The organism is Aeromonas sp. BIGb0405 (assembly GCF_024807335.1).
In the GTDB taxonomy this organism is placed as follows: Bacteria; Pseudomonadota; Gammaproteobacteria; order Enterobacterales; family Aeromonadaceae; genus Aeromonas; species Aeromonas rivuli.
This window is the reverse complement of sequence record NZ_JANUEP010000019.1, coordinates 14773-37739: the sequence shown is the minus strand read 5'-3', so window position 1 is coordinate 37739 and position 22967 is coordinate 14773. Positions and strand designations below refer to the sequence as shown.

General features: G+C 60.8%; 21 protein-coding genes and 1 tRNA gene. 11 read left to right on the top strand and 11 right to left on the bottom strand.

What is annotated here, in order from left to right; all coding sequences use genetic code 11:
• Positions 1-53: 53 nt before the first annotated feature.
• A complete protein-coding gene (recQ, locus tag M2366_RS19710) occupies positions 54-1889 on the bottom strand; it encodes an ATP-dependent DNA helicase RecQ (RefSeq protein ID WP_259270472.1) in 1836 nt (611 codons plus the stop codon).
• 124 nt (positions 1890-2013) lie between these two features.
• Between recQ and M2366_RS19705 the strand changes: the two genes are divergently transcribed.
• The gene (locus tag M2366_RS19705; protein ID WP_224431520.1) at positions 2014-2478 is read left to right on the top strand and encodes a thioesterase family protein; all 465 of its coding nucleotides are present in this window, start codon (positions 2014-2016) and stop codon (positions 2476-2478) included.
• 120 nt (positions 2479-2598) lie between these two features.
• Positions 2599-3126, top strand: a complete 528-nt coding sequence (locus M2366_RS19700) for a hypothetical protein (RefSeq protein ID WP_259270471.1) — start codon at positions 2599-2601, stop codon at positions 3124-3126.
• 257 nt (positions 3127-3383) lie between these two features.
• Here the strand turns inward: M2366_RS19700 and M2366_RS19695 are convergent.
• From M2366_RS19695 to M2366_RS19655, 9 genes are all read right to left on the bottom strand, one after another.
• Positions 3384-3460: transfer RNA gene (locus M2366_RS19695), tRNA-Pro, on the bottom strand.
• A 171-nt stretch (positions 3461-3631) separates the two neighbouring features.
• Entirely contained in the window at positions 3632-4339 is a 708-nt protein-coding gene (locus M2366_RS19690) for an MOSC domain-containing protein (protein WP_259237078.1), read from the bottom strand.
• Between the two features lie 43 nt (positions 4340-4382).
• The gene (locus tag M2366_RS19685) at positions 4383-5225 is read right to left on the bottom strand and encodes an ABC transporter permease subunit (protein ID WP_042042543.1); all 843 of its coding nucleotides are present in this window, start codon (positions 5223-5225) and stop codon (positions 4383-4385) included.
• Positions 5222-6127: an ABC transporter permease subunit gene (locus M2366_RS19680; RefSeq protein WP_042042541.1), complete on the bottom strand. Its 906-nt coding sequence runs from the start codon at positions 6125-6127 to the stop codon at positions 5222-5224. Before M2366_RS19680 ends, M2366_RS19685 begins: the two co-directional genes overlap by 4 nt.
• On the bottom strand, positions 6124-7278 hold the full coding sequence (gene potA, locus M2366_RS19675) for a polyamine ABC transporter ATP-binding protein (RefSeq protein WP_042042539.1): 1155 nt from the start codon (positions 7276-7278) through the stop codon (positions 6124-6126). The genes M2366_RS19680 and potA overlap by 4 nt, the downstream gene beginning before the upstream one ends.
• A 78-nt stretch (positions 7279-7356) precedes the next feature.
• Positions 7357-8418: a polyamine ABC transporter substrate-binding protein gene (locus tag M2366_RS19670; protein WP_259270474.1), complete on the bottom strand. Its 1062-nt coding sequence runs from the start codon at positions 8416-8418 to the stop codon at positions 7357-7359.
• A 135-nt stretch (positions 8419-8553) separates the two neighbouring features.
• Positions 8554-9651 (bottom strand): extracellular solute-binding protein, encoded by a 1098-nt coding sequence (locus M2366_RS19665; protein WP_084218214.1) that lies wholly within the window; start codon positions 9649-9651, stop codon positions 8554-8556.
• 53 nt (positions 9652-9704) lie between these two features.
• On the bottom strand, positions 9705-11063 hold the full coding sequence (locus tag M2366_RS19660; RefSeq protein ID WP_259237077.1) for an aspartate aminotransferase family protein: 1359 nt from the start codon (positions 11061-11063) through the stop codon (positions 9705-9707).
• A gap of 64 nt (positions 11064-11127) precedes the next feature.
• Positions 11128-12459: a glutamine synthetase family protein gene (locus M2366_RS19655; protein WP_259237076.1), complete on the bottom strand. Its 1332-nt coding sequence runs from the start codon at positions 12457-12459 to the stop codon at positions 11128-11130.
• A gap of 464 nt (positions 12460-12923) precedes the next feature.
• On the opposite strand from M2366_RS19655, the gene M2366_RS19650 reads away from it, so the two are divergent.
• The 9 genes from M2366_RS19650 (at position 12924) to malZ (ending at position 22014) form a co-directional block, all read left to right on the top strand.
• Positions 12924-13310 (top strand): TraR/DksA C4-type zinc finger protein, encoded by a 387-nt coding sequence (locus M2366_RS19650; RefSeq protein WP_005890616.1) that lies wholly within the window; start codon positions 12924-12926, stop codon positions 13308-13310.
• Positions 13311-13483: 173 nt separating this feature from the next.
• Positions 13484-14347, top strand: a complete 864-nt coding sequence (locus tag M2366_RS19645) for a hypothetical protein (RefSeq protein WP_259270470.1) — start codon at positions 13484-13486, stop codon at positions 14345-14347.
• A 43-nt stretch (positions 14348-14390) separates the two neighbouring features.
• Positions 14391-14852: a CreA family protein gene (locus M2366_RS19640; RefSeq protein ID WP_224431525.1), complete on the top strand. Its 462-nt coding sequence runs from the start codon at positions 14391-14393 to the stop codon at positions 14850-14852.
• A 65-nt stretch (positions 14853-14917) separates the two neighbouring features.
• A complete protein-coding gene (locus M2366_RS19635; protein ID WP_224431526.1) occupies positions 14918-15598 on the top strand; it encodes an SDR family oxidoreductase in 681 nt (226 codons plus the stop codon).
• 165 nt (positions 15599-15763) lie between these two features.
• Positions 15764-16756 (top strand): 2-hydroxyacid dehydrogenase, encoded by a 993-nt coding sequence (locus M2366_RS19630; RefSeq protein ID WP_259270469.1) that lies wholly within the window; start codon positions 15764-15766, stop codon positions 16754-16756.
• A gap of 317 nt (positions 16757-17073) precedes the next feature.
• The gene (gene yegD / locus M2366_RS19625; protein WP_259270468.1) at positions 17074-18456 is read left to right on the top strand and encodes a molecular chaperone; all 1383 of its coding nucleotides are present in this window, start codon (positions 17074-17076) and stop codon (positions 18454-18456) included.
• A 228-nt stretch (positions 18457-18684) separates the two neighbouring features.
• On the top strand, positions 18685-19104 hold the full coding sequence (locus tag M2366_RS19620) for an META domain-containing protein (RefSeq protein ID WP_259270467.1): 420 nt from the start codon (positions 18685-18687) through the stop codon (positions 19102-19104).
• Between the two features lie 239 nt (positions 19105-19343).
• Positions 19344-20174 (top strand): HDOD domain-containing protein, encoded by an 831-nt coding sequence (locus tag M2366_RS19615; protein WP_259270466.1) that lies wholly within the window; start codon positions 19344-19346, stop codon positions 20172-20174.
• A gap of 4 nt (positions 20175-20178) precedes the next feature.
• Complete coding sequence (gene malZ, locus M2366_RS19610) at positions 20179-22014, top strand: maltodextrin glucosidase (RefSeq protein WP_259270465.1); 1836 nt, start codon at positions 20179-20181, stop codon at positions 22012-22014.
• Between the two features lie 85 nt (positions 22015-22099).
• Here the strand turns inward: malZ and M2366_RS19605 are convergent, their stop codons facing one another.
• The gene (locus M2366_RS19605) at positions 22100-22729 is read right to left on the bottom strand and encodes an ATP--cob(I)alamin adenosyltransferase (protein WP_259237069.1); all 630 of its coding nucleotides are present in this window, start codon (positions 22727-22729) and stop codon (positions 22100-22102) included.
• Positions 22730-22967: the final 238 nt, after the last annotated feature.

Sequence of the window (22967 nt, the reverse complement as noted above, 5' to 3'; positions counted from 1 at the left end):
CTCCATCTCGGTCATCGGCATCGCCGCTGACCCAATCTCCACCAAGGTCGAGCCTAGCGACGGCAGTAGTCGATGATCAGATCCATGAAGGCCTCACCGAAGCGTTCCAGCTTGCGCTGACCGACCCCATTGACCGCCAGCAGCTCCATCTCGGTCATCGGCATGAGCTGGGCCATCTCTACCAAGGTGGCATCGTTGAACACCACGTAGGGCGGCACCTCCTCCTGTTCGGCGATCTGCTTGCGCAGGCCACGCAGCTCCTTGAAGAGCCGCTTGTCGTAGTTAGCGCTGTCGAGCAGGCCATTGCGCTTCTCCTTGCGGCTGGAGATGGGCTGCAAGCGGGGCACCGCCAGCGCCAGCTTGACCTCGCCGCGCAGTACGGGGCGAGCCGCCTCGGTCAGCTGCAACACCAGGTTGCGGGTGATGTTCTGAGTCAGCAGCCCCTTGTGGATCAGCTGGCGAATGACGCTCATCCAGTATTCGTGGCTCTGATCTTTGCCGATGCCATAGGTCGACAGCTTGTCATGACCATGATCCTTGATGCGCTGGTTGAGCGACCCTCTGAGCACCTCCACCACATAGCCTACCCCGAAGGCCTGACCCACTCGCCAGACGCAGGAGAGCGCCTTCTGGGCATCCTCGCTGCCATCGTAGCTCTGGGGAGGATCCAGGCAGATGTCGCAGTTGCCACACGGCTTGTCGTTGTACTCGCTGAAATAGTTGAGCAGCACCTGACGGCGGCAAGTCTGGGCCTCGGCAAAGGCGGCCATCACGTTGAGCTTGTACTGCTCCACCTGCAACTGCTGGGGATTCTCGATGTTGTCGAGCAGGCGCCGTACCCGGCCAATGTCGGCGGGATCATAGAGCAGCAGCGCCTCGGCTGGCGTGCCATCGCGCCCGGCCCGGCCCGTCTCCTGATAATAAGATTCGATGTTCTTGGGCACGTCGTAGTGCACCACGAAACGCACATTGGGCTTGTCGATACCCATGCCGAATGCCACCGTCGCCACCACTATCTCGACGTCATCCTTGAGGAAGTCTTCCTGGGTGCGCTGGCGCTGTTCCAGGGGCAAGCCGGCATGATAGGGGGCCGCCTTGCTGCCGTGACGCACCAGGCGCTCGGCCACCTCCTCCACCCGGTTGCGGCTGGAGCAGTACACAATGCCGCAGTTGCCCTTCTGGCCCTGGACGTAACGCAGTAGCTGCTCCGCCGCCTTGAACTTCTCCACCAGGCTGTAGCGGATGTTGGGTCTATCAAAGCTGGCAGTATGAACGAAGGGATCCTGCAACTCGAGGCGATGCAGTATGTCGCGCCGGGTCGCCTCATCGGCGGTGGCGGTGAGCGCCACGACGGGGACATGGGGGAACCACTGCTTGAGCCGGCCAAGGGCTGCGTACTCCGGGCGAAAATCATGCCCCCACTGGGAGACGCAGTGGGCCTCGTCGATGGCGAACAGGCCCAGGGGTTGCTCGGCCAGACGGTCCATGAATTCGTGCTGCAGCAACCGCTCGGGGGAGACATAGACAATCTTGATCTCGCCCCGGCGCATGGCGGCAAAGTGCTGGATCAGCTCTTCCCGGCTCAGCGCCGAGTTGATGTAGGCAGCCGCCACCCCGTTCGCTCTCAGGCTATCGACCTGATCCTTCATCAGGGAGATGAGGGGAGAGACGACCACCCCCAGCCCGGGTCGCAGCAGCGCCGGGATCTGGTAACAGAGGGATTTTCCACCGCCGGTGGGCTTGAGCACCAGACCGTCACGCCCCGCGATGATCTGTTCGATGATCTCCTGCTGGCCCGGCCGAAACTGCTGGTAGCCGAATACCGCCTGCAACAGGCTGAGGGGAGTCTCTGGCGGAGAATCGGGCAGGGTATCGGCGATGGCGGTCATGGTCTCTCCTCTGGGGGCGCCATTCTAAAGCAGCGGGCCCCCACAATAAACCTGCCATTGCGGATGTTAATGTCTTGTTGCAGACTGGCTGGAGTTTTTACTCGGCTTGTGCAGGGATGGATAGATGAAAGAGATGATGAAGAAGATGGCGCTAAGTGGCATTGCCACACTGTTCGCCGAGCAGATGCCATTCAACCAGCTGCTGGGCATCCGGGTGACCCACTATGACTTCGAGCGGGTCGAGCTGCGGATAGGCATGGAGGGGAAACTGGTCGGCAACCCCTTCCACAACATATTGCACGGGGGTGTCACCGCCAGCCTGCTCGATGTGGCGGGGGGCATGATAGTGGCCGCCTCCTGCCTCGACGAGCTGGAGGATTTCTCCCCTAACTATCTCAAGGAGCGCTTCTCCCGTCTCGGCACCATAGACCTGCGAGTCGACTACCTGCGCCCTGGCCGGGGCACCGAGTTCATTGCCACCGCCCACATCATCCGATCCGGCAGCAAGGTGGCGGTTGCCCGCATGGAGCTGCACAACGAAGAGGGGACTCATATCGCCTTCGGCACCGGTACCTATCTGGTTGGTTAAACGCCTCGATTGCATAAAAACAGCGATGCTAATCCATTTTTAATCATTAGATTCCCCTCCCCCTCATCGTCATCGGGTCCATACTGGAAGTCGGGATTGTCATGCAGAAGGGAGAAGGAGATGAGTGCGAGTCTGGCAGTTGCATCACCCAGTGTCTTGTTGCAGCAACTTGAATCCATGTGCAATGAGGTGCAGACACCCGAGTGTCGCCACTGGCTGGAACAGGAGCTTCAGGGCTATGCCCCGGATGCTCAACTGCCCTGGTACCGCATAGTCCCCTGTCGGCAACGTGGTCACTTTCTGGATCTGAACACAGGACGCTATCTGACTTGCCATATCGGCAGTCAAACGCTTTGCCAACGCGATTTGGCCAACGTTCAGTTCATTTATGCCCGCGCCCCTGCCGCTCAGTATTTACTGCATCCCAGTTCCGGTATAAAGCCTTGGCCCGTCGATCTCAAGGAGCAATACCAAGCCTTGCTGATCCCTGGTCACCTCTGTCTGCAAGCCTGGCATGAGCCCGTTTCTTCGTTGCGGATGAGGCTGATGGAAGGCATTGAACACTTCATCAGCGAGTATCCCAAACACGCGGCTCTGCAACCACAACACAGCTTCAAGGCGTTGCAGCACAGCCACTGGCATATCTGAGTGAGCGCCTGGCGCGCAAGGAGGGCACCATAGACAAGACCCATAGCGAACTAGTGAAAATCTGAAAGATCACGGGATCTACCACAGGTCTCACCCAGGGCCACCAAGCGGTGGCCCGACTTTTTGTGCGCGCCACCCACGGCTGAATGCAGCACCACTCTCAGTGGGGCAACTGGCGCAATGCCATGACCCGAACGGAAAACTGCTGGATGTCAGAATGCGAAAAGGCCGCTCTATTGAGCGGCCTTTTCTAAAAATGGTCGGTGTGAGAGGATTCGAACCTCCGACCCCTTCGTCCCGAACGAAGTGCGCTACCAAGCTGCGCTACACACCGATGTCTGCGGGGCGAGAATTTACCTAATGCCCGCACAAGGCACAAGTCTTTTTTCAGTTAACGCCTAAAAAAGCCGTGGTTAGTTCAACTCTTGGGCGATCGGCGCCAAGCGTCGAAAATCCCGCCCAGTCGGGACAGCCCAGTCACCTGAGCCATCGCCTTTGCCCATCTTCATACCACCGGGCGAAAAGCTGCCGGCCCCATCAGACGACGGCTCCAGTCCGCGACAGTGCCGTGTTCCAACCAGTGCGCCGCATGCTGCCGCCAACCCGGCGACAGGGCCGGGGTCTCGGTGAGCAGCAGCAGATCATCTTCATTGCGCACCTGATTGAAGAGGATGTCGGCACAACGTTTCACGCTTAAGGCAGGATAGGGGCTATCCACCAGGATCAGCTCGGCATCCGGCGCTATCACCCCCTCCTCCAACACCCGCAGCAGCCAGCCACAGCGGCCACTGAGCTGCATTACCTGGGAGACCTGGGCATAACCAAAGCGCAGATTGAGCTTGAAGCAGGGGGAGCGCGGCTGGCTGATCTGGATGAGTGCCTCACCGAGCCGATAAACATCACCGATGCAAGCAGCGGTTTCGGTCAGGCCGAGCCCGGAGAGGTTTTCACCAAAGGCCGCCGGCTGCCAGGGAGTCCCGGGCTCGGGCAGTGCCATGGCCTGTTGCCAGGTCTGCCACCAGGCATAATGTTCCGCGGGGTAGTAGTGCAGGGCGCGCTCTATGCCGCCATGATGGCGAGTCTCGGTCTGCTCGTCTCCGCTCAGCCCCTGAAAGGAGCAGAAGATGGCATCAGTGACGACTGACTTGTGAATGGCGCTGACCAGACCGGGGGCCAGTTCGGCACCAGATCCAGTGAAGAGGGAAATCCGCATTCTCATCCTCCTGATTGACGAGAGAATGCGGATGTTATCAGACTCAGGTTACCGACTGCATCTGCAGCATCTGGGAGATTTCCGCCCGGCGCCGCTTCTCGGCACGGGCCATCAGGAACCAGCTGGCGAAGGTGAAGATGGAAACGGAGAGCAATATCAGGCTCGCCACCGCGTTGATCTCCGGCTTGACCCCCAGACGCACCGCGGAGAATACCTCCATCGGCAGGGTAGTTGAGCCAGGCCCGGAGACGAAGCTGGCGAGCACCAGGTCATCCAGCGACAGGGCGAATGACATCATGCCACCGGCGGCCAGCGAGGGGGCGATCATGGGGATGGTGATCAGGAAGAACACCTTCCAGGGCTTGGCCCCCAGATCCATGGCCGCCTCCTCGATGGAGAGATCCAGCTCTCTCAACCGTGCCGACACCACCACGGCCACATAGGCGGTACAGAAGGTGGTGTGGGCGATCCAGATAGTCACCATGCCCCGCTCGGCGGGCCAGCCCACCAGCTGCGCCATGGCCACGAACAGCAACAGCAATGACAGGCCCGTGATCACTTCAGGCATGACCAGGGGTGCCGTGACCATGCCGCCAAACAGGGTGCGTCCCTTGAAATTGGCGATCCGGGTCAGCACGAAGGCTGCCAGGGTGCCCAATGCTACCGCGGCGATGGCAGTGTAGAAGGCGATCTCGAGAGAACGCATCACGGCCGTCATCAGCTGGGTATTTTCGAGCAGCCCAAAATACCACTTCAGGGACCAGCCCCCCCAGACCGTCACCAACTTGGAGGCGTTGAAGGAGTAGATCACCATGATGACCATGGGCAGGTAGATAAACAGCAAGCCGAGTACCAGCATCAGGCTGGGAAAATTGATGCGCTTCATGCCTTGCCCTCCAGCTCTTTGGCCTGGTTACGGTTGAACAAAATGATGGGGATGATCAACACCACCAGCATGACCACAGCCAGGGCCGAGGCGACGGGCCAGTCGCGGTTGTTGAAGAACTCCTGCCACATCACCTTGCCTATCATCAGGGTCTCGGGACCGCCGAGCAGTTCGGGGATGACGAACTCACCCACCACCGGAATGAACACCAGCATGCAGCCAGCGATGATGCCGTTCTTGGAGAGCGGTACCGTGATCTTCCAGAAGCTGTTGGTGTCGCTCGACCCCAGATCGGCCGCGGCTTCCAGCAGGCTCATGTCATGCTTCACCAGGTTGGCATAGAGCGGCAAAATCATGAACGGCAGATAGGAGTAAACCACGCCTATATAGACCGCCAGGTTGGTATTGAGGATCTGGATAGGCTCACTGATGAGCCCCATGTTCAGCAAGAAGCCATTGAGCAGGCCATTGTTGCTGAGAATGCCCATCCAGGCATACACCCGGATCAGGATGGCCGTCCAGGTCGGCATCATGATCAGCAGCAGCAGTACCGTCTGATTCTCCTTGCTGGCCCGGGCGATGGCATAGGCCATGGGGTAGCCGATCAGCAGGCAGATCAGGGTGCTGAAGAACGCCATCTTGAGGGAGCCCAGATAGGCCGCCAGATAGAGATCATCATCGCCGAGCAGCACATAGTTGCCCAGATTCAGCAATATGGTCAGCTGATCATCGGCCCAGCTCACCACGTCTGTGTAGGGAGGAATGGCCACGTCCGCTTCGGCGAAGCTTATCTTCACCACAATGATGAAGGGCAGCAGGAAGAAGAGGAACAGCCAGAAGAAGGGGATGCCGATCACCAGCTGGCGGCCCCCCAACCGCTTGAGTCGTCTCAGTGGGGTCATGATTGCAATACCACGCCGCTGTCATCTTCCCAGTAGAGGAACACCTGGTCATCCCAGGTCGGCCGCTTGCCGTGACGTTCGGCATTGGCGATGAAGGCCTGCACAATTTTGCCCGAGGGCAGCTGGATGTGATAAACGGAGTGGCCGCCCAGATAGGCGATGTCGTACACCTGTCCTGTGGTCCAGTTGAAGTCGGGATGCTCCAGCTCACTCGGTTTCTGAGTGCTCATCAGCAGCTTCTCCGGACGCAAGGCGTAGGAGACCTTCTTGTTCTCGGCGCGGGAGCTGATGCCGTGCCCCACATAGATGGGCTGCTCCAGATCCGCACAGGCGATGATGGCGTGGTCCTGCTCATCCGCCACCAGCAAGCCATCGAACAGATTGACGTTGCCGATGAACTCGCACACCTGCCGACTGACCGGGGTCTCGTAGATGTCTTTCGGGCTGCCAATCTGCTCGATGCAGCCCAGGTGCATGATGGCGATACGCTCGGCCATGGTCATGGCCTCTTCCTGATCATGGGTCACCATGACGCAGGTCACCCCGACCCGCTCGATGATCTCCACCAGCTCGAGCTGCATCTGCGAACGCAACTTCTTGTCCAGTGCCCCCATGGGCTCATCGAGCAGCAACAGCTTGGGGCGCTTGGCCAGGGAACGGGCCAGGGCAACCCGCTGGCGCTGACCACCTGAGAGCTGATGGGGTTTGCGCTTGGCATACTGACTCATCTGCACCAGCTTGAGCATCTCCTCCACCCGGGCGTCGATCTCGGCCTTGGCCAGACCGTCCTGTTTGAGGCCGAAGGCGATGTTCTGGGCCACCGACATGTGCGGGAACAGGGCATAGGACTGGAACATCATGTTGATCGGACGCTCATAGGGCGGCATGTCGGTGATGTCGACCCCATCGAGGAAGAGCCGTCCCTCACTCGGACGCTCGAAGCCTGCCAGCATCCGCAACAGGGTGGATTTCCCCGAGCCGGAGCCGCCAAGCAGGGCAAATATCTCGCCCTTGTTGATGGTCAGCGAGACGTTGTCGACCGCCAGGGTCTCATCGAACTGCTTGCTGATCCTGTCTATTTTTACCAGCACCTCTTTGGGTTGCTGGCTGCCCTCGAGGGCTTTCTTATAGGCGCTGGAGGCTATTGCCATTACCACTCACTCCCGACTTGAAATAGTGACCGGAGGGTCAATCCATAAAAACAACTGGCGCCCAAGCGGGCGCCAAGGTTAGGTCCCGGACTTGATTTTGGTCCAACTCCGGGTCATCAGGCGCTGTACTGTGCGGGGATGTGCCTCCTGCACATAGAGCCGCTTCAGCACATCCTGGGGGGGGTACACAGACGGGTTGTCACGGACGATCTCATCCATGAAGGGTCCCGCCTTGGCATTGGGGTTGGCGTAGCCCACATAATCGCTCACCTTGGCTATCGCCTCCGGGGTAAGCAGATAATTGATCAGGGCATGGGCCTCTTTCACATTGCTGGCATCGGTGGGGATCGCCAGCATGTCGAACCAGAGGTTGCCGCCCTCCTTGGGAATGCTGTAGGCGATATTGATGCCCTTGCCTGCTTCCTCGGCCCGCGCGGCCGCCTGCAACACATCCCCCGAGAAACCGGCGGCGACACAGATGTTGCCGTTGGCGAGATCGGAGATGTACTTGGAAGAGTGGAAGTAGGTGACGTAGGGGCGTACCGCCAGCAGCTTCTGTTCCGCCAGCTTGATGTCGGCGGGATCGTGACTGTTGGGATCCTTGCCAAGGTAATTGAGCACGGCCGGGATCATCTCATCGGCAGAATCGAGGAAAGCCACCCCGCAATGGGTCAGCTTCTTGAGGTTTTCCGGCTCGAAGAGCATCCCCCAGGAGTCTATCTTGTCGACCCCCAGCGCCTGCTTCACCTTGTCAACGTTATAACCAATGCCATTGGTGCCCCACAGATAAGGGATCGCATAGAGGTGACCCGGATCCGCCTTCTCAAGCTGATGCATCAGAGTCGGTTCCAGATTGACCATATTGGGCAGCAGGGACTTGTCCAGTTTCTGGAAAGCACCAGCCTTTATCTGTTTGGCGAGGAAATTGTTGGACGGCACCACCAGATCGTAACCGGTGCGCCCTGTCAGCAGTTTGCCTTCCAGGGTTTCGTTGGAATCAAACACGTCATAGACGGTCTCGATGCCTGTCGCCTTCTGGAAATCACTGAGGGTGGTCTCACCGATATAGTCAGACCAGTTGTAAAAATGCACCACCGGCTGCGCCAGTGCTGCGTTTGCCAACCCCAGTGTCAGGGTCATCGTCATTATCTTGGAAATGTGCACGTCTTAACTCCTTTATGTCCTTGGAAGAGAGGTTCCGCATCCATACGGTCGTCTGCCCACCTTGCGTGGGAACCCTCCCGGCCAAACGGCAGACCGGGAGGGGTATTGCGGTTATTTGCCGGACTTTATCTTGGTCCAGCTGCGGGTCATGACACGCTGCACCTTGGCGGGAAGATCCGGGAAGGTGTAGATCTTCGCCAGGGTCTCGTCGCTCGGATAGATACCCGGATCGTTGCGGATCTCGGCGGACACCAGCGGCACTGAGGCCTTGTTGCCGCTCGGATAGCTGACCGCGTCGGAGATCTTGGCGATCACCTCGGGCTTCATCAGGTAGTTGAGGAACACATGGGCGGACTCGACGTTCTTGGCATCGGCCGGGATGGCCAGCATGTCAAAGAAGCTGCCTGCCCCCTCTTTCGGGATGACATAGGTCAGATTGACGCCATTCTTGGCTTCGATCGCCCGGGACTTGGATTGCTGCAGGTCACCCGAGTAGCCGACGGCCACACAGATATTGCCGTTGGCCAGATCCGAGATGTACTTGGAGGAGTGGAAATAGGCGGTATAAGGGCGAATGGAGAGGAACAGCTCCTCGGCCTTCTTCAGCTCTTTCGGATCCTGGCTGTCTGGCTTGAAGCCCAGGTATTTCAGGGCAGCCGGCAGCATCTCGGTCGGTGAATCCAGGAAGGAGACGCCACACTCTTTCAGCTTGGCCATGTTCTCTGGCTTGAACACCAGATCCCAGGAATCGACTGGCGCATCCGTCCCCAGGGCCGCCTTCACCTTGTCGATGTTGTAGGCGTAACCGATGGTGCCCCACAGATAGGGGATCGAGTACAGATTACCCGGGTCGCTCGGCTCCAGCGCCTTGAGCAAGGAGGTGTCCAGATTCTGCCAGTTCGGCAACTTGGTCTTATCCAGCTTCTGGAATACGCCCGCCTTGATCTGCTTGGCCAGGAAAGGGTTGGACGGCACGACCACGTCGTAGCCGGAGCTCCCTGCCAGCAGCTTGGCTTCCAGCACTTCATTACTGTCAAACACGTCATAGACGACCTTGATGCCCGTCTCTTTCTGGAAGTCTTCCAGGGTGGTGGGCCCTATGTAGTCGCTCCAGTTATAGACATGCAGCACCTTGTCATCGGCCATGGCACCGGCACTGAACAGACCCAGCGCCATGGAGGCGGCCAGCATTCCTGTTTTGAAAGACATCATCCTTGTCTCCTAAGCAAATGTATGCGCACGGCAATCGGGCCAGGGCTCGATTAACCTGCCAGCCTCTCTGCCGTCAGATCTAAACTGCGCCTGGCCAAATTGACCAATTCATCAACCTGTTCCTCGGTGATCACCAAGGGGGGCGATATGATCATGGTATCGCCGACAGCCCTCATCACCAAGCCATTGTTAAAGCAGAACTCCCGGCACGTCATGCCCGCATTGGCCGAGGCCGGGAAGCGGGCATTTGTCCCCTTGTCCTGCACTATTTCCAGCGCAGCCACCAAGCCCTTGCCCCGGGTTTCCCCGACGATGGGATGATCGGCCAGTTCGCGCCAGCGACGCTGCAAATAGGGGCCGATATTATCATGTACCCGCTTAACTATGCTTTCACTTTGCATAAGCTGGATGTTGGCAATGGCCACGGCGCAGGCGACCGGATGGCCCGAGTAGGTGAAGCCATGATTGAACTCACCGCCCTGCTCGATCAATACCTTGGCGACCCTGTCGCCGACCATGACGGCCCCCATGGGCAGATAGCCGGAGGTGATGCCCTTGGCCAGACACATGAGATCGGGTTTGATGCCAAAGTCCTCACTGGCAAACCAGTGTCCGGTCCGACCGAAGCCGCAGATCACCTCGTCGGCGATGAGCAAGATGCCGTACTTGTCGCAGATGCGCTGGATCTCGGGCCAGTAGCTGTCAGGGGGAATGATGACGCCACCAGCGCCCTGAATGGGTTCGCCGATGAAGGCCGCCACCTTCTCCACCCCCAGCGCCAGGATCTTCTCTTCCAGCTGGCGGGCCCGGGCCAGGCCGAATTCATGGGGCGTCATGCCCTGGCCCTCACCGAAGTGATAGGGCTGATCGATATGCACTATGCCCGGGATCGGCAAACCGCCCTGGGCATGCATGCCCGACATGCCGCCCAGGCTGGCACCGGCCACGGTGGAGCCGTGATAGGCGTTATGACGGCTGATGATCACCTGCTTGTCCGGTTGCCCCAGGCTCGCCCAATAGTGGCGCACCATGCGCAGCACGGTGTCGTTGCACTCAGAACCTGAGCCGGTGAAGAAGACACGATTGAGGTGGGCCGGCGTCACCTCGGCCAACAGGGTGGCAAGCTGCACCGCTGGTGGGTGGCTGGTCTGGAAGAAGAGGTTGTAATAAGGCAACTGCTGCATCTGCCGGGTGGCCGCGTCCACCAGCTCCTGACGGCCATAGCCCATGTTGACGCACCAGAGACCCGCCATGCCATCGAGGATCTTGTGCCCCTCAGAGTCTTCGAGATAGACCCCTTGCGCCCCGGTGATGATGCGGCTGCCCTTCTGGTTCAGGGCCTGGAAATGGGTAAAGGGATGCAGATGGTGGCTGGCGTCTTGTTGCTGCCACGCTTTGGTATTCGACATGAATTGCTCCTCGGTTCCTTCGATATGAGCGGGGGAGACCCTGTCGGCCTCCCCTGATGTGGGGCTAGACGTTCAGCAGCAGGAACTCACGCTCCCAACGACTGATCACCCCGAAGTAGGTCTCGTACTCCTTGCGCTTGACCGCCACGAAGGCCTCAACAAAGCGCTCACCCAGCATCTCCTTGATGGGTTCACACTGTTCCAGGTGGCTCAGAGCCTCCTCCAGAGTACGTGGCAGGCTATAGGGCAGGTCGTAGGCGCTGCTCTTCATCTCGGGCAGGGGCATGAGCTTCTCCTGCATGCCGAGATAGCCACAGGCCAGGGTCGCGGCCAGCGCCAGATAAGGGTTGGCGTCAGCGCCGGCGAAACGGTTCTCAACCCGACGGCCACTGGTCTCGGAATAAGGCACGCGCAGGCCGCAGGTGCGGTTCTCCACCCCCCACTGCACGTTGCGTGGCGCACTCTCACCGAACGTCAGACGGCGGTAGGAGTTGACGTTCGGTGCCAGCAGCGCCGTTACTGCCGGCGTGTATTTCTGCAAGCCGGCGATGAAGTGCAGGAACAACTCGGTGTTGCCGCCATTCTCAGTGCCAAACAGGTTGCGCCCTTCGCTATCGACCAGGCTCTGGTGGATGTGCATGGCCGACCCCGGTTCGTCGCTCATCGGCTTGGCCATGAAGGTGGCGTAGATGCCGTGACGGTGCGCGGCCTCACGCATGGTGCGCTTGAACAGGAACACCTGATCGGCCAGCTCGATGGCATCCCCATGGAGGAAGTTGATCTCCATCTGGGCGGCACCGGACTCGTGGACCAGGGTATCGACCTCCAGATTCTGGGCCTCGCAGTAGTCGTACATGTCCTCGAAGATGGGATCGAACTCGTTGACCGCATCGATACTGAATGACTGGCGAGCCGTCTCCGGGCGGCCATTGCGGCCGATGGGCGGCACCAGGGGGTAGTCAGGATCTTCGTTGCGCTTGACCAGATAGAACTCCAGTTCGGGCGCGACCACGGGTTTCCAGCCCTGCTTGTCGAAGCAGGAGAGCACCCGGCGCAATACGGAGCGTGGCGCTATGTCGATCAGGTTGCCGCTGGTGTCGAAACAGTCGTGGATCACCTGGGCGGTGGGTTCCAGCGCCCAGGGCACGAAACGTATGGTGTTGGGATCGGGGAAGAGGTGCATGTCCCGCTCCAGCGGGTCTATCATGCTGTCGTCATCCGGGTAATCCCCGGTCACTGTCTGGATGAAAATAACTTCGGGCAGGCGCATGCCACCCTCACGCAGAAACTTGCTGGCCGGAATGATCTTTCCCCGGGCGTTGCCGGTGAAATCCGGTATCAGGCATTCCACTTCCGTGATTCGGTTGGCATCCATCCAACCCTTGATACTGTCCATGTTAAACCCCGACTTGACGGTTGTCATTGGCAGGGGTGTCTAATATATGGAACACCCCTGTTGCAGATATGTAATCTCCGACTCCATAAAAGCCCGCCGTTATGGCGTCTGTCAAGCAGGTCTGTTTAAAAAACAATAAATAACCGTCTGGATAATGACCAGTTCGATGCGAAATACTAAACACTCACAGGAAGAAAACCTCAGGCGCCACCCCGTGCCGACAAGGATCGTCGTAGCGACTCGTGCTCAGTCAGAACCCGTCTTCTCCCCACCGATTATTTGCAAAGGCGCACACTCTTCGCTCACCAAGCTTTGCTTGCTGCCGTTTTTTTGGTACAAGGCCCGCCCTGATTTGCACGCTTTTCATCAGGATCAGTGGTAAATCGAGGACACAGGGCTTGGACTGCGCGCAGACCGCCCCCATAACTACGGAAAATTGGGTTAGTAACTGACTGGTAAACCTTATGTGTGATTTCATGACAAAAGACCAACTGGCCTACTACAAGGGACAGATGGAGGCGCAAATTGCAGAACTCGAAGAGCGCCTCAACTCCCAGGCCAGCCAGGCCATCGCCACCGATACCAACGAGATGGCTGATGAAATTGACCGGGCCAGCATCGAAGAGGCCCGCCGCCTGGAGCTCAACCGTATCGAGCACGACAAGTTGCACCTGCGCAAGCTGAGGGCAGCCATCCGTCGCATCAACGAGGGCGACTTCGGCTACTGCGAGTCCTGCGGCGACGAGATCTCTCTCAAGCGCCTGCAGGCCCGCCCGGAATCCCGTTACTGCGTCGAATGCCAGAGCACCAAGGAATTCAACGACACTCACGTATTCCGCCGCGTCGCTTGATATATGCCCGGCCCAGGTCATGCACCGGGGCCGGGTTGTTTCCTCTCCTTGCCATCCGTCACCCGTCACCCGTCACCCGTCACCAACCTGCGAGCGAGCGCTCCACACGAGGCGATAGCACTTTATTCTGTTAGACTCCGGACAGTTTCCCAGACTCTTCAGGAGAGCAGACAGTGAAATGGCTCATCACCCTGTGTCTGTGCCTGCCCTTGCTGGCTCAGGCGCAAGATCTCGTGGTCAAGATCCCCAAGCGTCCCGTCAACCACCTGGACAGTGACTATCAGCTCAAGCTGCTGGATCTGGCCCTGCGCCACTCGGGGCAAGCATTCAAGATAGAGCAGGTCGATGTCGACTTGAACCAGTTCACCCTGCAGCAGCAGCTCAAAACCGGCAAAACCATCAATCTGTTCTGGATGGGCACCTCCAGCGCCCTGGAGTCTGCCCTGTTGCCGGTGCCTGTGCCGCTGTTTCGCGGCCTGGAGGGGCTGAGACTCTCCTTCATCCATGAGAAGGATCAGGAGAAGTTCAGCCAGATAGAGACGTTGGAGCAGCTCAAGAAGATGAGAGCCGCCCAAGGCATCGGCTGGTCCGACAACAAGATCTATCAGGCGGCAGGCATCCCCACCTACATGACCCGCTTCACCAATCTATTCCGCCTGATGAATGACGGCGGCCGACTCGACTTCTTCCCGCGCAATATTGTGGAGATCTTCGCCGAACAGCGGGAATTGGCGAGCCAATATCCAAATCTGGTAGTAGAGCAGCACCTGCTGATCCGCTACCCCTTCGCCGAGTTCTTCTTCGTCAGTCCTCAATACCCCAAACTGGCCAAGGCCCTCACCCGGGGGCTGGAATCCGCCTACGCCGATGGCAGCTTCATGCGCTTTTTCCGGGAGAACCCAGCCATTCGCACCGCCCTGGCCAGCGCCAATCTGGCCGGTCGCACCACCATCAAGCTGGCCAACCCGGACATGACCCCCTTGCTGCGCACTATTCCGGCCCAGTATTGGGACTATCCCCCCAGCCAGGGTCAGTAACGACCGCTGCCCATCCGTTATTGATGCCGATATGGAGAGACCCATGCGTTTCCTGAATACTCTGCTCACCGCCGTCTTGCTGCTCCCCGCCCTGGCCCATGGCAAGGCCGATACGGTCGGCGAGGTGAGCACCGCCTTCAAGCTGCTCGGACCCAATCACAAGATAGTGATCGAGGCCTTCGATGACCCGGACATTGCCGGCGTCACCTGCTATCTGGCTCGTCCCAAGACGGGGGGCGTCAAGGGCGGACTGGGTCTGGCCGAGGATCCCTCCCACGCCTCCCTCTCTTGCCATCAGACCGGCCCCATTGCCGTACCGGACCAGCTGAAACAGGGGGAGGAGGTGTTCGACGTCAACACCTCGCTGGTGTTCAAGGAGCAGAAAGTGGTGCGCTTCTTCGACAAGAAGCGGGGCAGCCTGGTCTATCTCACCTACAGCACCAAGCTGATTGACGGCTCCTACAAGAGCGCGGTCAGCGCCGTGCCCATCATGCCCTGGGGATAGCGTGCCGCTGCCCGGGTGATCCCCGGGCGCCAAACCCGATCGTTACACAGAATGTGGAGTTGCAGATGTACCAGACCGTATTGGTAACAGGCGCCACCAGCGGCATAGGCTATGCCCTGGTGGAAGAGTTGACCCGGCAGGGTTACCGGGTCTTTGCCACCGGACGCAACCAGGAGGCCCTGACCCGCCTCAAGCAGGAGACCGGCTGCCTGGGGGAGACGGCGGATCTCGCCGATCCGGTCGCCCTGCTCGCCCTCTACGCCAGCGCCGAGCAGGCCCTTGGCCCCATAGACGTGCTGATCAACAACGCCGGCATGAATAGCCGCAAGGCCCCCCTGGTGGACACCACCCTGGAGGAGTTCGACCAGCAATACGCCATCAACCTGCGCGCCCCGTATCTGCTGGCACGGGAGGCGCTCAAGTCGATGCAGCCCCGCGGCCAGGGTTATCTCATCAACGTGGTGAGCACGGTCGCCAAGCGCAGCAGTGAAACCATGGGGGTCTACACCGCCATGAAGCAAGGCTTCGCTGGCTTGAGTCAGGTGATGATGAAGGAGGCCCAGCCCCATGGCATCAAGGTCACCACCCTCTACCCGGGGGGCACAGATACCAGCTTTCGTGCCCAGGCCAGGCCGCAATACATGCAGCCCGCCAGTGTGGCACGCACCCTGGTGCAACTGCTCTCACTGCCAGACGATGTGGTGATGCACGAGATGACCTTCCGCCCACAGGTGGAGCTGGAGTAAATCAGCGTGGCCGATTTCCGAGGCGGCGCGACCCCAACAGTCTGGTTGGTTTTCATCAAGACAACCCCAAACTCTCGTCACCATGGTGAGTCGGCAGCGGTTTCAGGTGCCGCGCTCGCCTCCTTGTTGTAAATTAACCACATAACCCAAGTTGGAGATTCAACGATGCGCGTCGCCCTGTTCAGTACCAAGAGTTACGACAAGGAACACTTCCACCAGGCCAACAGCCAGTATGGCTTCGAGCTGGAGTTCTTCGATGTGCGGCTGGAAACCAAGACGGCGCGCCTTGCCCATGGTTTCCCCGTGGTCTGCCTGTTCGTCAATGACGACGCCGACCGGGAGGTGCTGACCGAGTTGGCCGCCAACGGCACCAAGGTGATCGCCCTGCGCTGCGCCGGTTACAACAACGTGGATCTGGTCGCCGCCAAGGAGCTGGGTCTGAAAGTAGTGCGGGTGCCCGCCTACTCCCCCGAAGCCGTCGCCGAACACGCCGTCGGCCTGATGATGACCCTCAACCGCCGCATCCATAAGGCCTACCAGCGCACCCGCGACGCCAACTTCTCCCTGGAAGGCCTGGTCGGCTTCAACATGCACGGCCGCACCGCCGGCATCATAGGCACCGGCAAGATCGGCATCGCCACCCTGCGCATCCTCAAGGGCTTCGGCATGCGTCTGCTGGTCAGCGATCCCTATCCCAATCAGGCCGCCATCGACCTGGGCGCCGAGTACGTGGATGTCGATACCCTGCTGCGCCAGTCCGACGTCATCAGCCTGCACTGCCCGCTGTTCAAGGAGAACTACCACCTGCTGAACAAGGAGGCCTTCGCCAAGATGAAGGATGGGGTGATGATCATCAACACCAGCCGGGGCGGCCTGCTCGACTCCAATGCCGCCATCGAGGCCCTCAAGACCTCCCGCATCGGCGCCCTGGGGCTGGACGTCTATGAGGAGGAAGAGGATCTCTTCTTCGAAGACAAGTCCAACGAGGTGATCACCGATGACGTGTTCCGCCGCCTCTCCGCCTGCCACAACGTGCTGTTTACCGGCCACCAGGCCTTCCTGACCCGCGAAGCCCTGCACGCCATCGCCGACACCACTCTCGGCAACATCCAGGCCATAGCACAGAGCGGGAGCTGCCCCAACGAGGTCGATGCCTGAGGCAAGCAGCCCCGGCACGTCCCTCAGGGCCGACACCACCCTCAGCAACATCCAGGCCATAGCACAGAGCGGGAGCTGCCCCAACGAGGTCGAGTCCTGAGGCAGGCCGCCCCGGCACGTCCCTCAGGGCCGACACCACCCTCGGCAACATCCAGGCTATCCGTCAGGATGGACGCAGCGACAACGAGGTCGATGCCTGAGCCCGGATCGCCTCTGGCAGGCGAGCACCACTCTTTCTAATATCCAGCGCCGACTTGTGAGAGTCGGCGCAATTCGTTAGGCTGTCCGGCCCCTTTTTAGACAGGAGCCCGCCGCCCATGATTATCGGATTCGATTACGGCACATCCAACTGCGCCGTCGCCGTGATGGAGCAAGGCAGCCCCAGACTGTTGTCCCTCGGCGCCTCCCACTACCTGCCCTCTACCCTGCACGCCCCGCACCGGGATGCCATCGCCGGTCTGCTCGCCGAAGGGCTCTCTCCGACGCAGCAACAAAGCTACCTCAAGCTGCGTGGCCCTGTGGTGCAGCGTGCCCAGTCGGTACGCCGCCAGATGCGGGACGAGGGACTGATCGACGAACTCAGCTTCGGTGGCGCAGCCCTGGAGCGCTATCTGGAAGCCCCGGATGAGGGCTACTACATCAAGTCGCCCAAGTCCTTCCTCGGCGCCTACGGCCTCAAACCGCCACAGATAGCGCTGTTTGAAGACATCGTCTGCGCCATGATGCTGCACGTGCGCCAAGAGGCGGAGCAGCAGCTCGGCCAGCCGGTGCGCAGCGCCGTGATCGGTCGCCCGGTCAACTTCCAGGGACTGGCAGGGGAGGAGAGCAACCGCCAGGCCATCGCCATCCTCAGCGAGGCCGCCAGACTGGCGGGCTTCGAGCAGGTGGAATTCCTCTATGAACCCGTGGCCGCCGGCTTCGAGTTCGAGGCTCGCCTCAGCGAGGATGCCGTGGTGCTGGTGGTGGACATAGGCGGCGGCACCACAGACTGCTCCATGCTGCGCATGGGCCCCAGCCACCGCGATCGGCTCGATCGCAGCGGCGATCGGCTCGATCGCAGCGGCGATCTGCTCGGTCACAGCGGTCAGCGCATCGGCGGCAACGACTTCGATATCCGCCTCACCGTCGAGGGCATGATGCCCCTGCTCGGCATGCATGAGACCCTCAAGACCGGCAAGCCGCTGCCCCATCCGCTGTTCTGGGATGCCGCCGCCATCAATGACGTCAGCGCCCAGAGCCGCTTCTACAGCCTGGAGACGGCGCGCTCCCTGCAAGAGCTGCAACTCGACAGCCAGCCGGATAGCAAGCTGGGACGCCTCACGCGACTGCGGGCCCACAAACTCAGCCACCAGCTGGTCTGGCGCGCCGAGCAGGGCAAAATCAGCCTCTCGGATCAGACACACTGCCAGCAGCCACTCACCGAGCTGGAGCGGGATTTGCACGCCGAACTGACCCGGGATCAGCTGGCCGCGGCGGCCGCCCCCTTGCTGGAGAAGATAGGGGAGTTGATGGACGAAGCCATTGCCGCCGCCGGGGTCATGCCGGATCGCGTCTTCGTCACCGGCGGCAGCGCCCGCTCCCCCCTCATCAAGACCTACATCAATGCCAAGCTGCCCGCTATCCCGGTAGATGGCGGCGATGACTTCGGCTCGGTCGCCTCCGGCCTGGCCCGTTACGCCGAGCGGCTGTTTGGCTCTTGACCCAGCTGGAGTTCAGGCCCATAGCGGCAAAAAAAGCGGCGACCTCAGGGTCGCCGCATCTATTTCCGGGCAGTGGCGTCTGGCTTGGCCACTATCGGCACCCATCCCGTCATGGGAGGCTCCCAGGTCGTCTCGGGGCGACAGAAGCGGTCGGGGGAGCACCCTGCGCCCCTGCCCCCACCCTCTCCCTGACGCTATCCTTAGGGCACTTATTAGCGGAGCCCTCCCATGTACAGATTTTTGCTGCTGGTGCTCGCCCTGCTCCTGCTCGGCGGTTGCAGCTCGGCCCCCCAACTGAGCCGCCAGGATCTCATGCACCACCACTGGGTGCTGGACAAGCTGGATGATCAACCCATCACAGTGCCTTCCCGCAACAGGCCGGATCTCGAGATAGGCGAACACTTCACCGTCAACGGCATCGCCGGTTGCAACCGCTACTTCGGTCAGGGTCGCCTCAAGGGCGATCGGCTGAAAGTCACCAACCTCGGCAGCACCAGCATGGCCTGCCTGGCCCCCCTCGACACCATAGAGCAGGCCGTGCTCGACACCCTGCAACAGGGCGCGACCCTGGAGGGCGACACCCAGCGGCTGATCCTGCAGGGGAAACAGCATCGTTTGGAATACACGTTGCGCGACTGGGTCTACTAAACCCGGGCTCCTCCACGCTGGAAGGTGACACCCAGCGGTTGATCCTGCAGGGAAAACGACATCGTCTGGAATACACGTTGCGCGACTGGGACTACTAAACCCCGACTCCTCGACCCAAGGCCACCACAAACAGGAGCACGGCCACGGCCGCTCTGTCGCGCAATAATGGACAGCGCATCAGGAACAAGGCCGCTGTATGTGGCACAATATGGGCAGTGCACGCAACGGAGGCGGCCCCCATGTCGATGGATCACCTGTTTGACAAGATTAAACAACTGCCCACCATACCCCAGCTGCTTCACGAACTGATGCAGAGCTTCGGGGATGAAAATGCCCAGATCGACAAGATAGCCGCCAAGATCGCCATGGACCAGGTGATCAGCGTCAAGGTACTTCGCCTCGCCAACTCCGCCGCCCTGTGCCGGGGCAAAGAGGTCACCTCCATCGAGCAGGCCGTGATCCGGCTCGGCTTCAACCGCTTGCGCTCCCTGGTCGTGGCGTCCAGCATCATTGGCAGCTTCAAGGCCCCCCCCAGCTTCGACAAGCACCGCTTCTGGACCGAGACCTTTCAGGTCGCCACCATAGCCCGCATCCTGGCCCAGCAAGCCAAGGAGATGGATCCCGAAACCGCCTTCACCTGCGCCCTCATCCACAACATTGGGGAGCTGCTGATCCAGAGTGCCCTGCCCGAAGAGGCGGAGCTTATCCATCTGGCGGTGCAGCAGGGCAGCAGCCGGGTCGAAGCCCAGCGCGAGATGCTGGGTTACGACTATGCCCAGCTCGGCGCCGAGCTGGCCCGGCGCTGGCAGCTGGCGCCCGCCTTCGTGGTCGCCATCGACCAGCAACTCGACCCCCTTGCCCATCAACCGGTCAGCCGCGATGCCCTGCTGATCCGGCTGGCGGTATTCGTCTCCTTCGCCTGGCATGCCGGCGTCCCGGCCCAGGCCATCATTGCCCGCTTCCCGACCCCGCTGGCCAAGCCCCTGGGGCTGGATATCAGCCAGTTGGCGGCGCAGCTTGAGACGCTCCATGAGCAGGGCAACGCCCTCGCCGAACTCCTGACCCAGTGAGCCTATGACCCAAGACATCCCGTTTCTGTTTCACCCTCAGGCGGCCCCCTGGTTTCAGGAAGGGCCCGATTCCCTGCTGCTGACCCTGTTCTGCGAGCAAACCGCCCCCATTCGCGAGGTCTGGCTGCGCCACGAGCCGGATAACGAGGAGTACCTGCTGCCCATGGCTCAGGTTGCGAGCCGGGACAGGTTGAAAATATGGCAGGTCAGACTGCCTCTGGCGCAGGGGCAGGATCTGCAGCTCTACTGCTTCAAGTGCCTGACCGACGAGGGCCAGTGGTGGCTGCACGGCGCCGGGACAAGCCCTTCGGTGCCGCCCCGCGAGCAGCATTTTCGCTACAACAGCCGCCACCAGCCGCCAACCTGGGTGCAGGATCAGGTGTTCTACCAGATCTTCCCCGACCGGTTCTGCAACGGCGATCCCGCCTTGAGCGTGCGTCATCACGAGTATGAGTACGGCGGCAAGGCGGTGATCAGCAAGGCCTGGGGCGAGCCGGTCAGCCAGCAGGGTGAAGGCACCGCCAGCTGCGAGTTCTATGGCGGCGACCTGGCGGGGATAGACGCCAAGCTGCACTACCTGCACTCCCTCGGGGTGACCGCGCTCTATCTCAACCCCATTTTCGCCTCGCCGAGCAACCACAAGTACGATACCCAGGACTACTACAGGGTCGACCCCCATCTGGGCAGCAACGAGCGGTTGGCCGAGCTGACCCGCAACCTGCGCCAGCGCGGCATGCGCATCATCCTGGACGCCGTGGTCAACCACACCTCGACCCAGCACCCCTGGTTCTGCCCGCCTCAGGGGGCCATGGGCAATCCGGACTCGGCGTTTCGCAAGTTCTATACCTTCGATCAGGAGGGGGACTATGTGAGCTGGAAGGGGATCCGCAGCCTGCCCAAGCTGGATTTTGCCAGCGAGCAGGTGCAGGACGCCGTCTATCGCGCCGAAGACGCCATCTTGCGCCATTGGATGCGGCCGCCCTACCAGATAGATGGCTGGCGCTTCGACGTCATCCACATGCTGGGGGAGCGCGGCTCCGCCGAGGGCAACCCCGGTCATGTCCGCGCCATCCGCCATACCCTCAAGCAGGAGAATCCCGACGCCTATGTGCTTGGCGAGCACTTCTTCGAGGCGAGCCAGTGGCTGCAGGGGGATCAGGAGGACGGCGCCATGAACTACTACGGCTTCGCCCACCCGATCCGCGCCTTCCTGGCCGGGCAGGATATCGCCTATCACCCCATCAAGATCAGCGCCGCCGAGCTGGACACCTGGCTCAAACTGGCCCGGGCCCATGTCCCCTTCAAGAACCAGCTCGCCCAGTTCAACCTGCTGGACAGCCATGACACCGCCCGCTTCCTCTACCTGCTCGGTGAAGACAGAGCACGGATGATGCTGGCCGCCACCTTATTGCTCACCTACATTGGCACGCCCAGCATCTACTACGGCGACGAAGTGGGCCTCTCCGGCGGCAATGACCCCGACTGCCGCCGCTGCTTCCCCTGGGACAGCACGACCTGGGATCATGTGCTGCATGAGCACTACCGCCGCCTGACCCAGATCCGCCGTCAGCGTCCCTCCCTGCGTCGGGGCGACATCCAGACCCTGTATGCGGGCGCCCACAGCTATGTGTTCGCCCGCACCCTGCAAAGCGATCAGGTGGTGGTGGCCTGCAACCGCCACCCGAGCGAGCCGCGTACCATCCGCCTGCCCCTGTGGCAGACAGCCAGCCCCGCCAGCCGCTTCACCGACGCCTTCAACGGCGACAAGTTCGAGGTGATACAGGGCCAGCTGCACCTGACCATACCGGCCAATTCTGCCCGGGTGCTGCTCTCCAGCTAGTCAGTTCGACGGGGCCAGGCCCGGACATGGACCATACAAAAACCGGAGCCTGGGCTCCGGTTTTTTTTGTGGGGTGACATGGGGCTCAGTAGTTGATGCTGACGTAGCTCACCTCGGGGACCTGCCACTCCTGCTTGAGGAAGACGGTCAGCACGAAGAAGAAGTTGGCGAGCAGGTTGGCGAAGCGCGGCAAGATGGGATCGTACGAGACACCGCTCTCTTCGAGGCGCACCAGCAGGCGCACCACCTTCTTGCTGGCACAGCGGCACAGATGCAGGGCCGGGATCGGCTGGGGGCCGCGGGGCAGCACGAAGCCGATCACCCGGCCACGGCTGGCCTCGTTGTAGAAATCGTAACGCGCCTTGAGCCAGGCCATGTCCTCCTCGAAGATGCCGAGCCGACCGCGTACCGAGCCGTTGAGGTTGTAGATAAGCCGCTGCAGCTGGTCGAGATCCGCAAACACGGCGGCCTCTCCCTCGTTGCGCTCCCCGGGCAGCATGGCCATGACCCCCCCGACCTGACAGCAGAGTTCATCGGTCGCTATCTCGTAGTCGCACTGGAACTGGGTCTCGTAGATGAAGGGGTAGCAGAGCTCGCGGATGTCTTTCGGGCGCTTGTGGCTGCGTTGGCGCGCGGATTGTTGCACAGGTTGTCGCTCTGAAGGGGCCGCACCCGGCTCATCCTGGGCCGGGTTAGATTCTGACTGCTGGTCCATGACATTCTCACTCACGGGAAAAGTCGCAGTGTGCCAGCCCGGCGCGCCCCAGGCAAACCGGCGCGCCCGGCTCTCTCATCAAAACCTCAGGCGGTGCCCAATAGTCGATAGGCGTTGAGCAGACGCTGGTTAGCGGCCATGAAGCTGGCCCCCCAGACAGCCTCAGGCGGTGCCTAAGAGTCGATAGGCGCTGAGCAGACGCTGATTAGCGGTCATGAAGCTGGCCGCCTCTAACGCC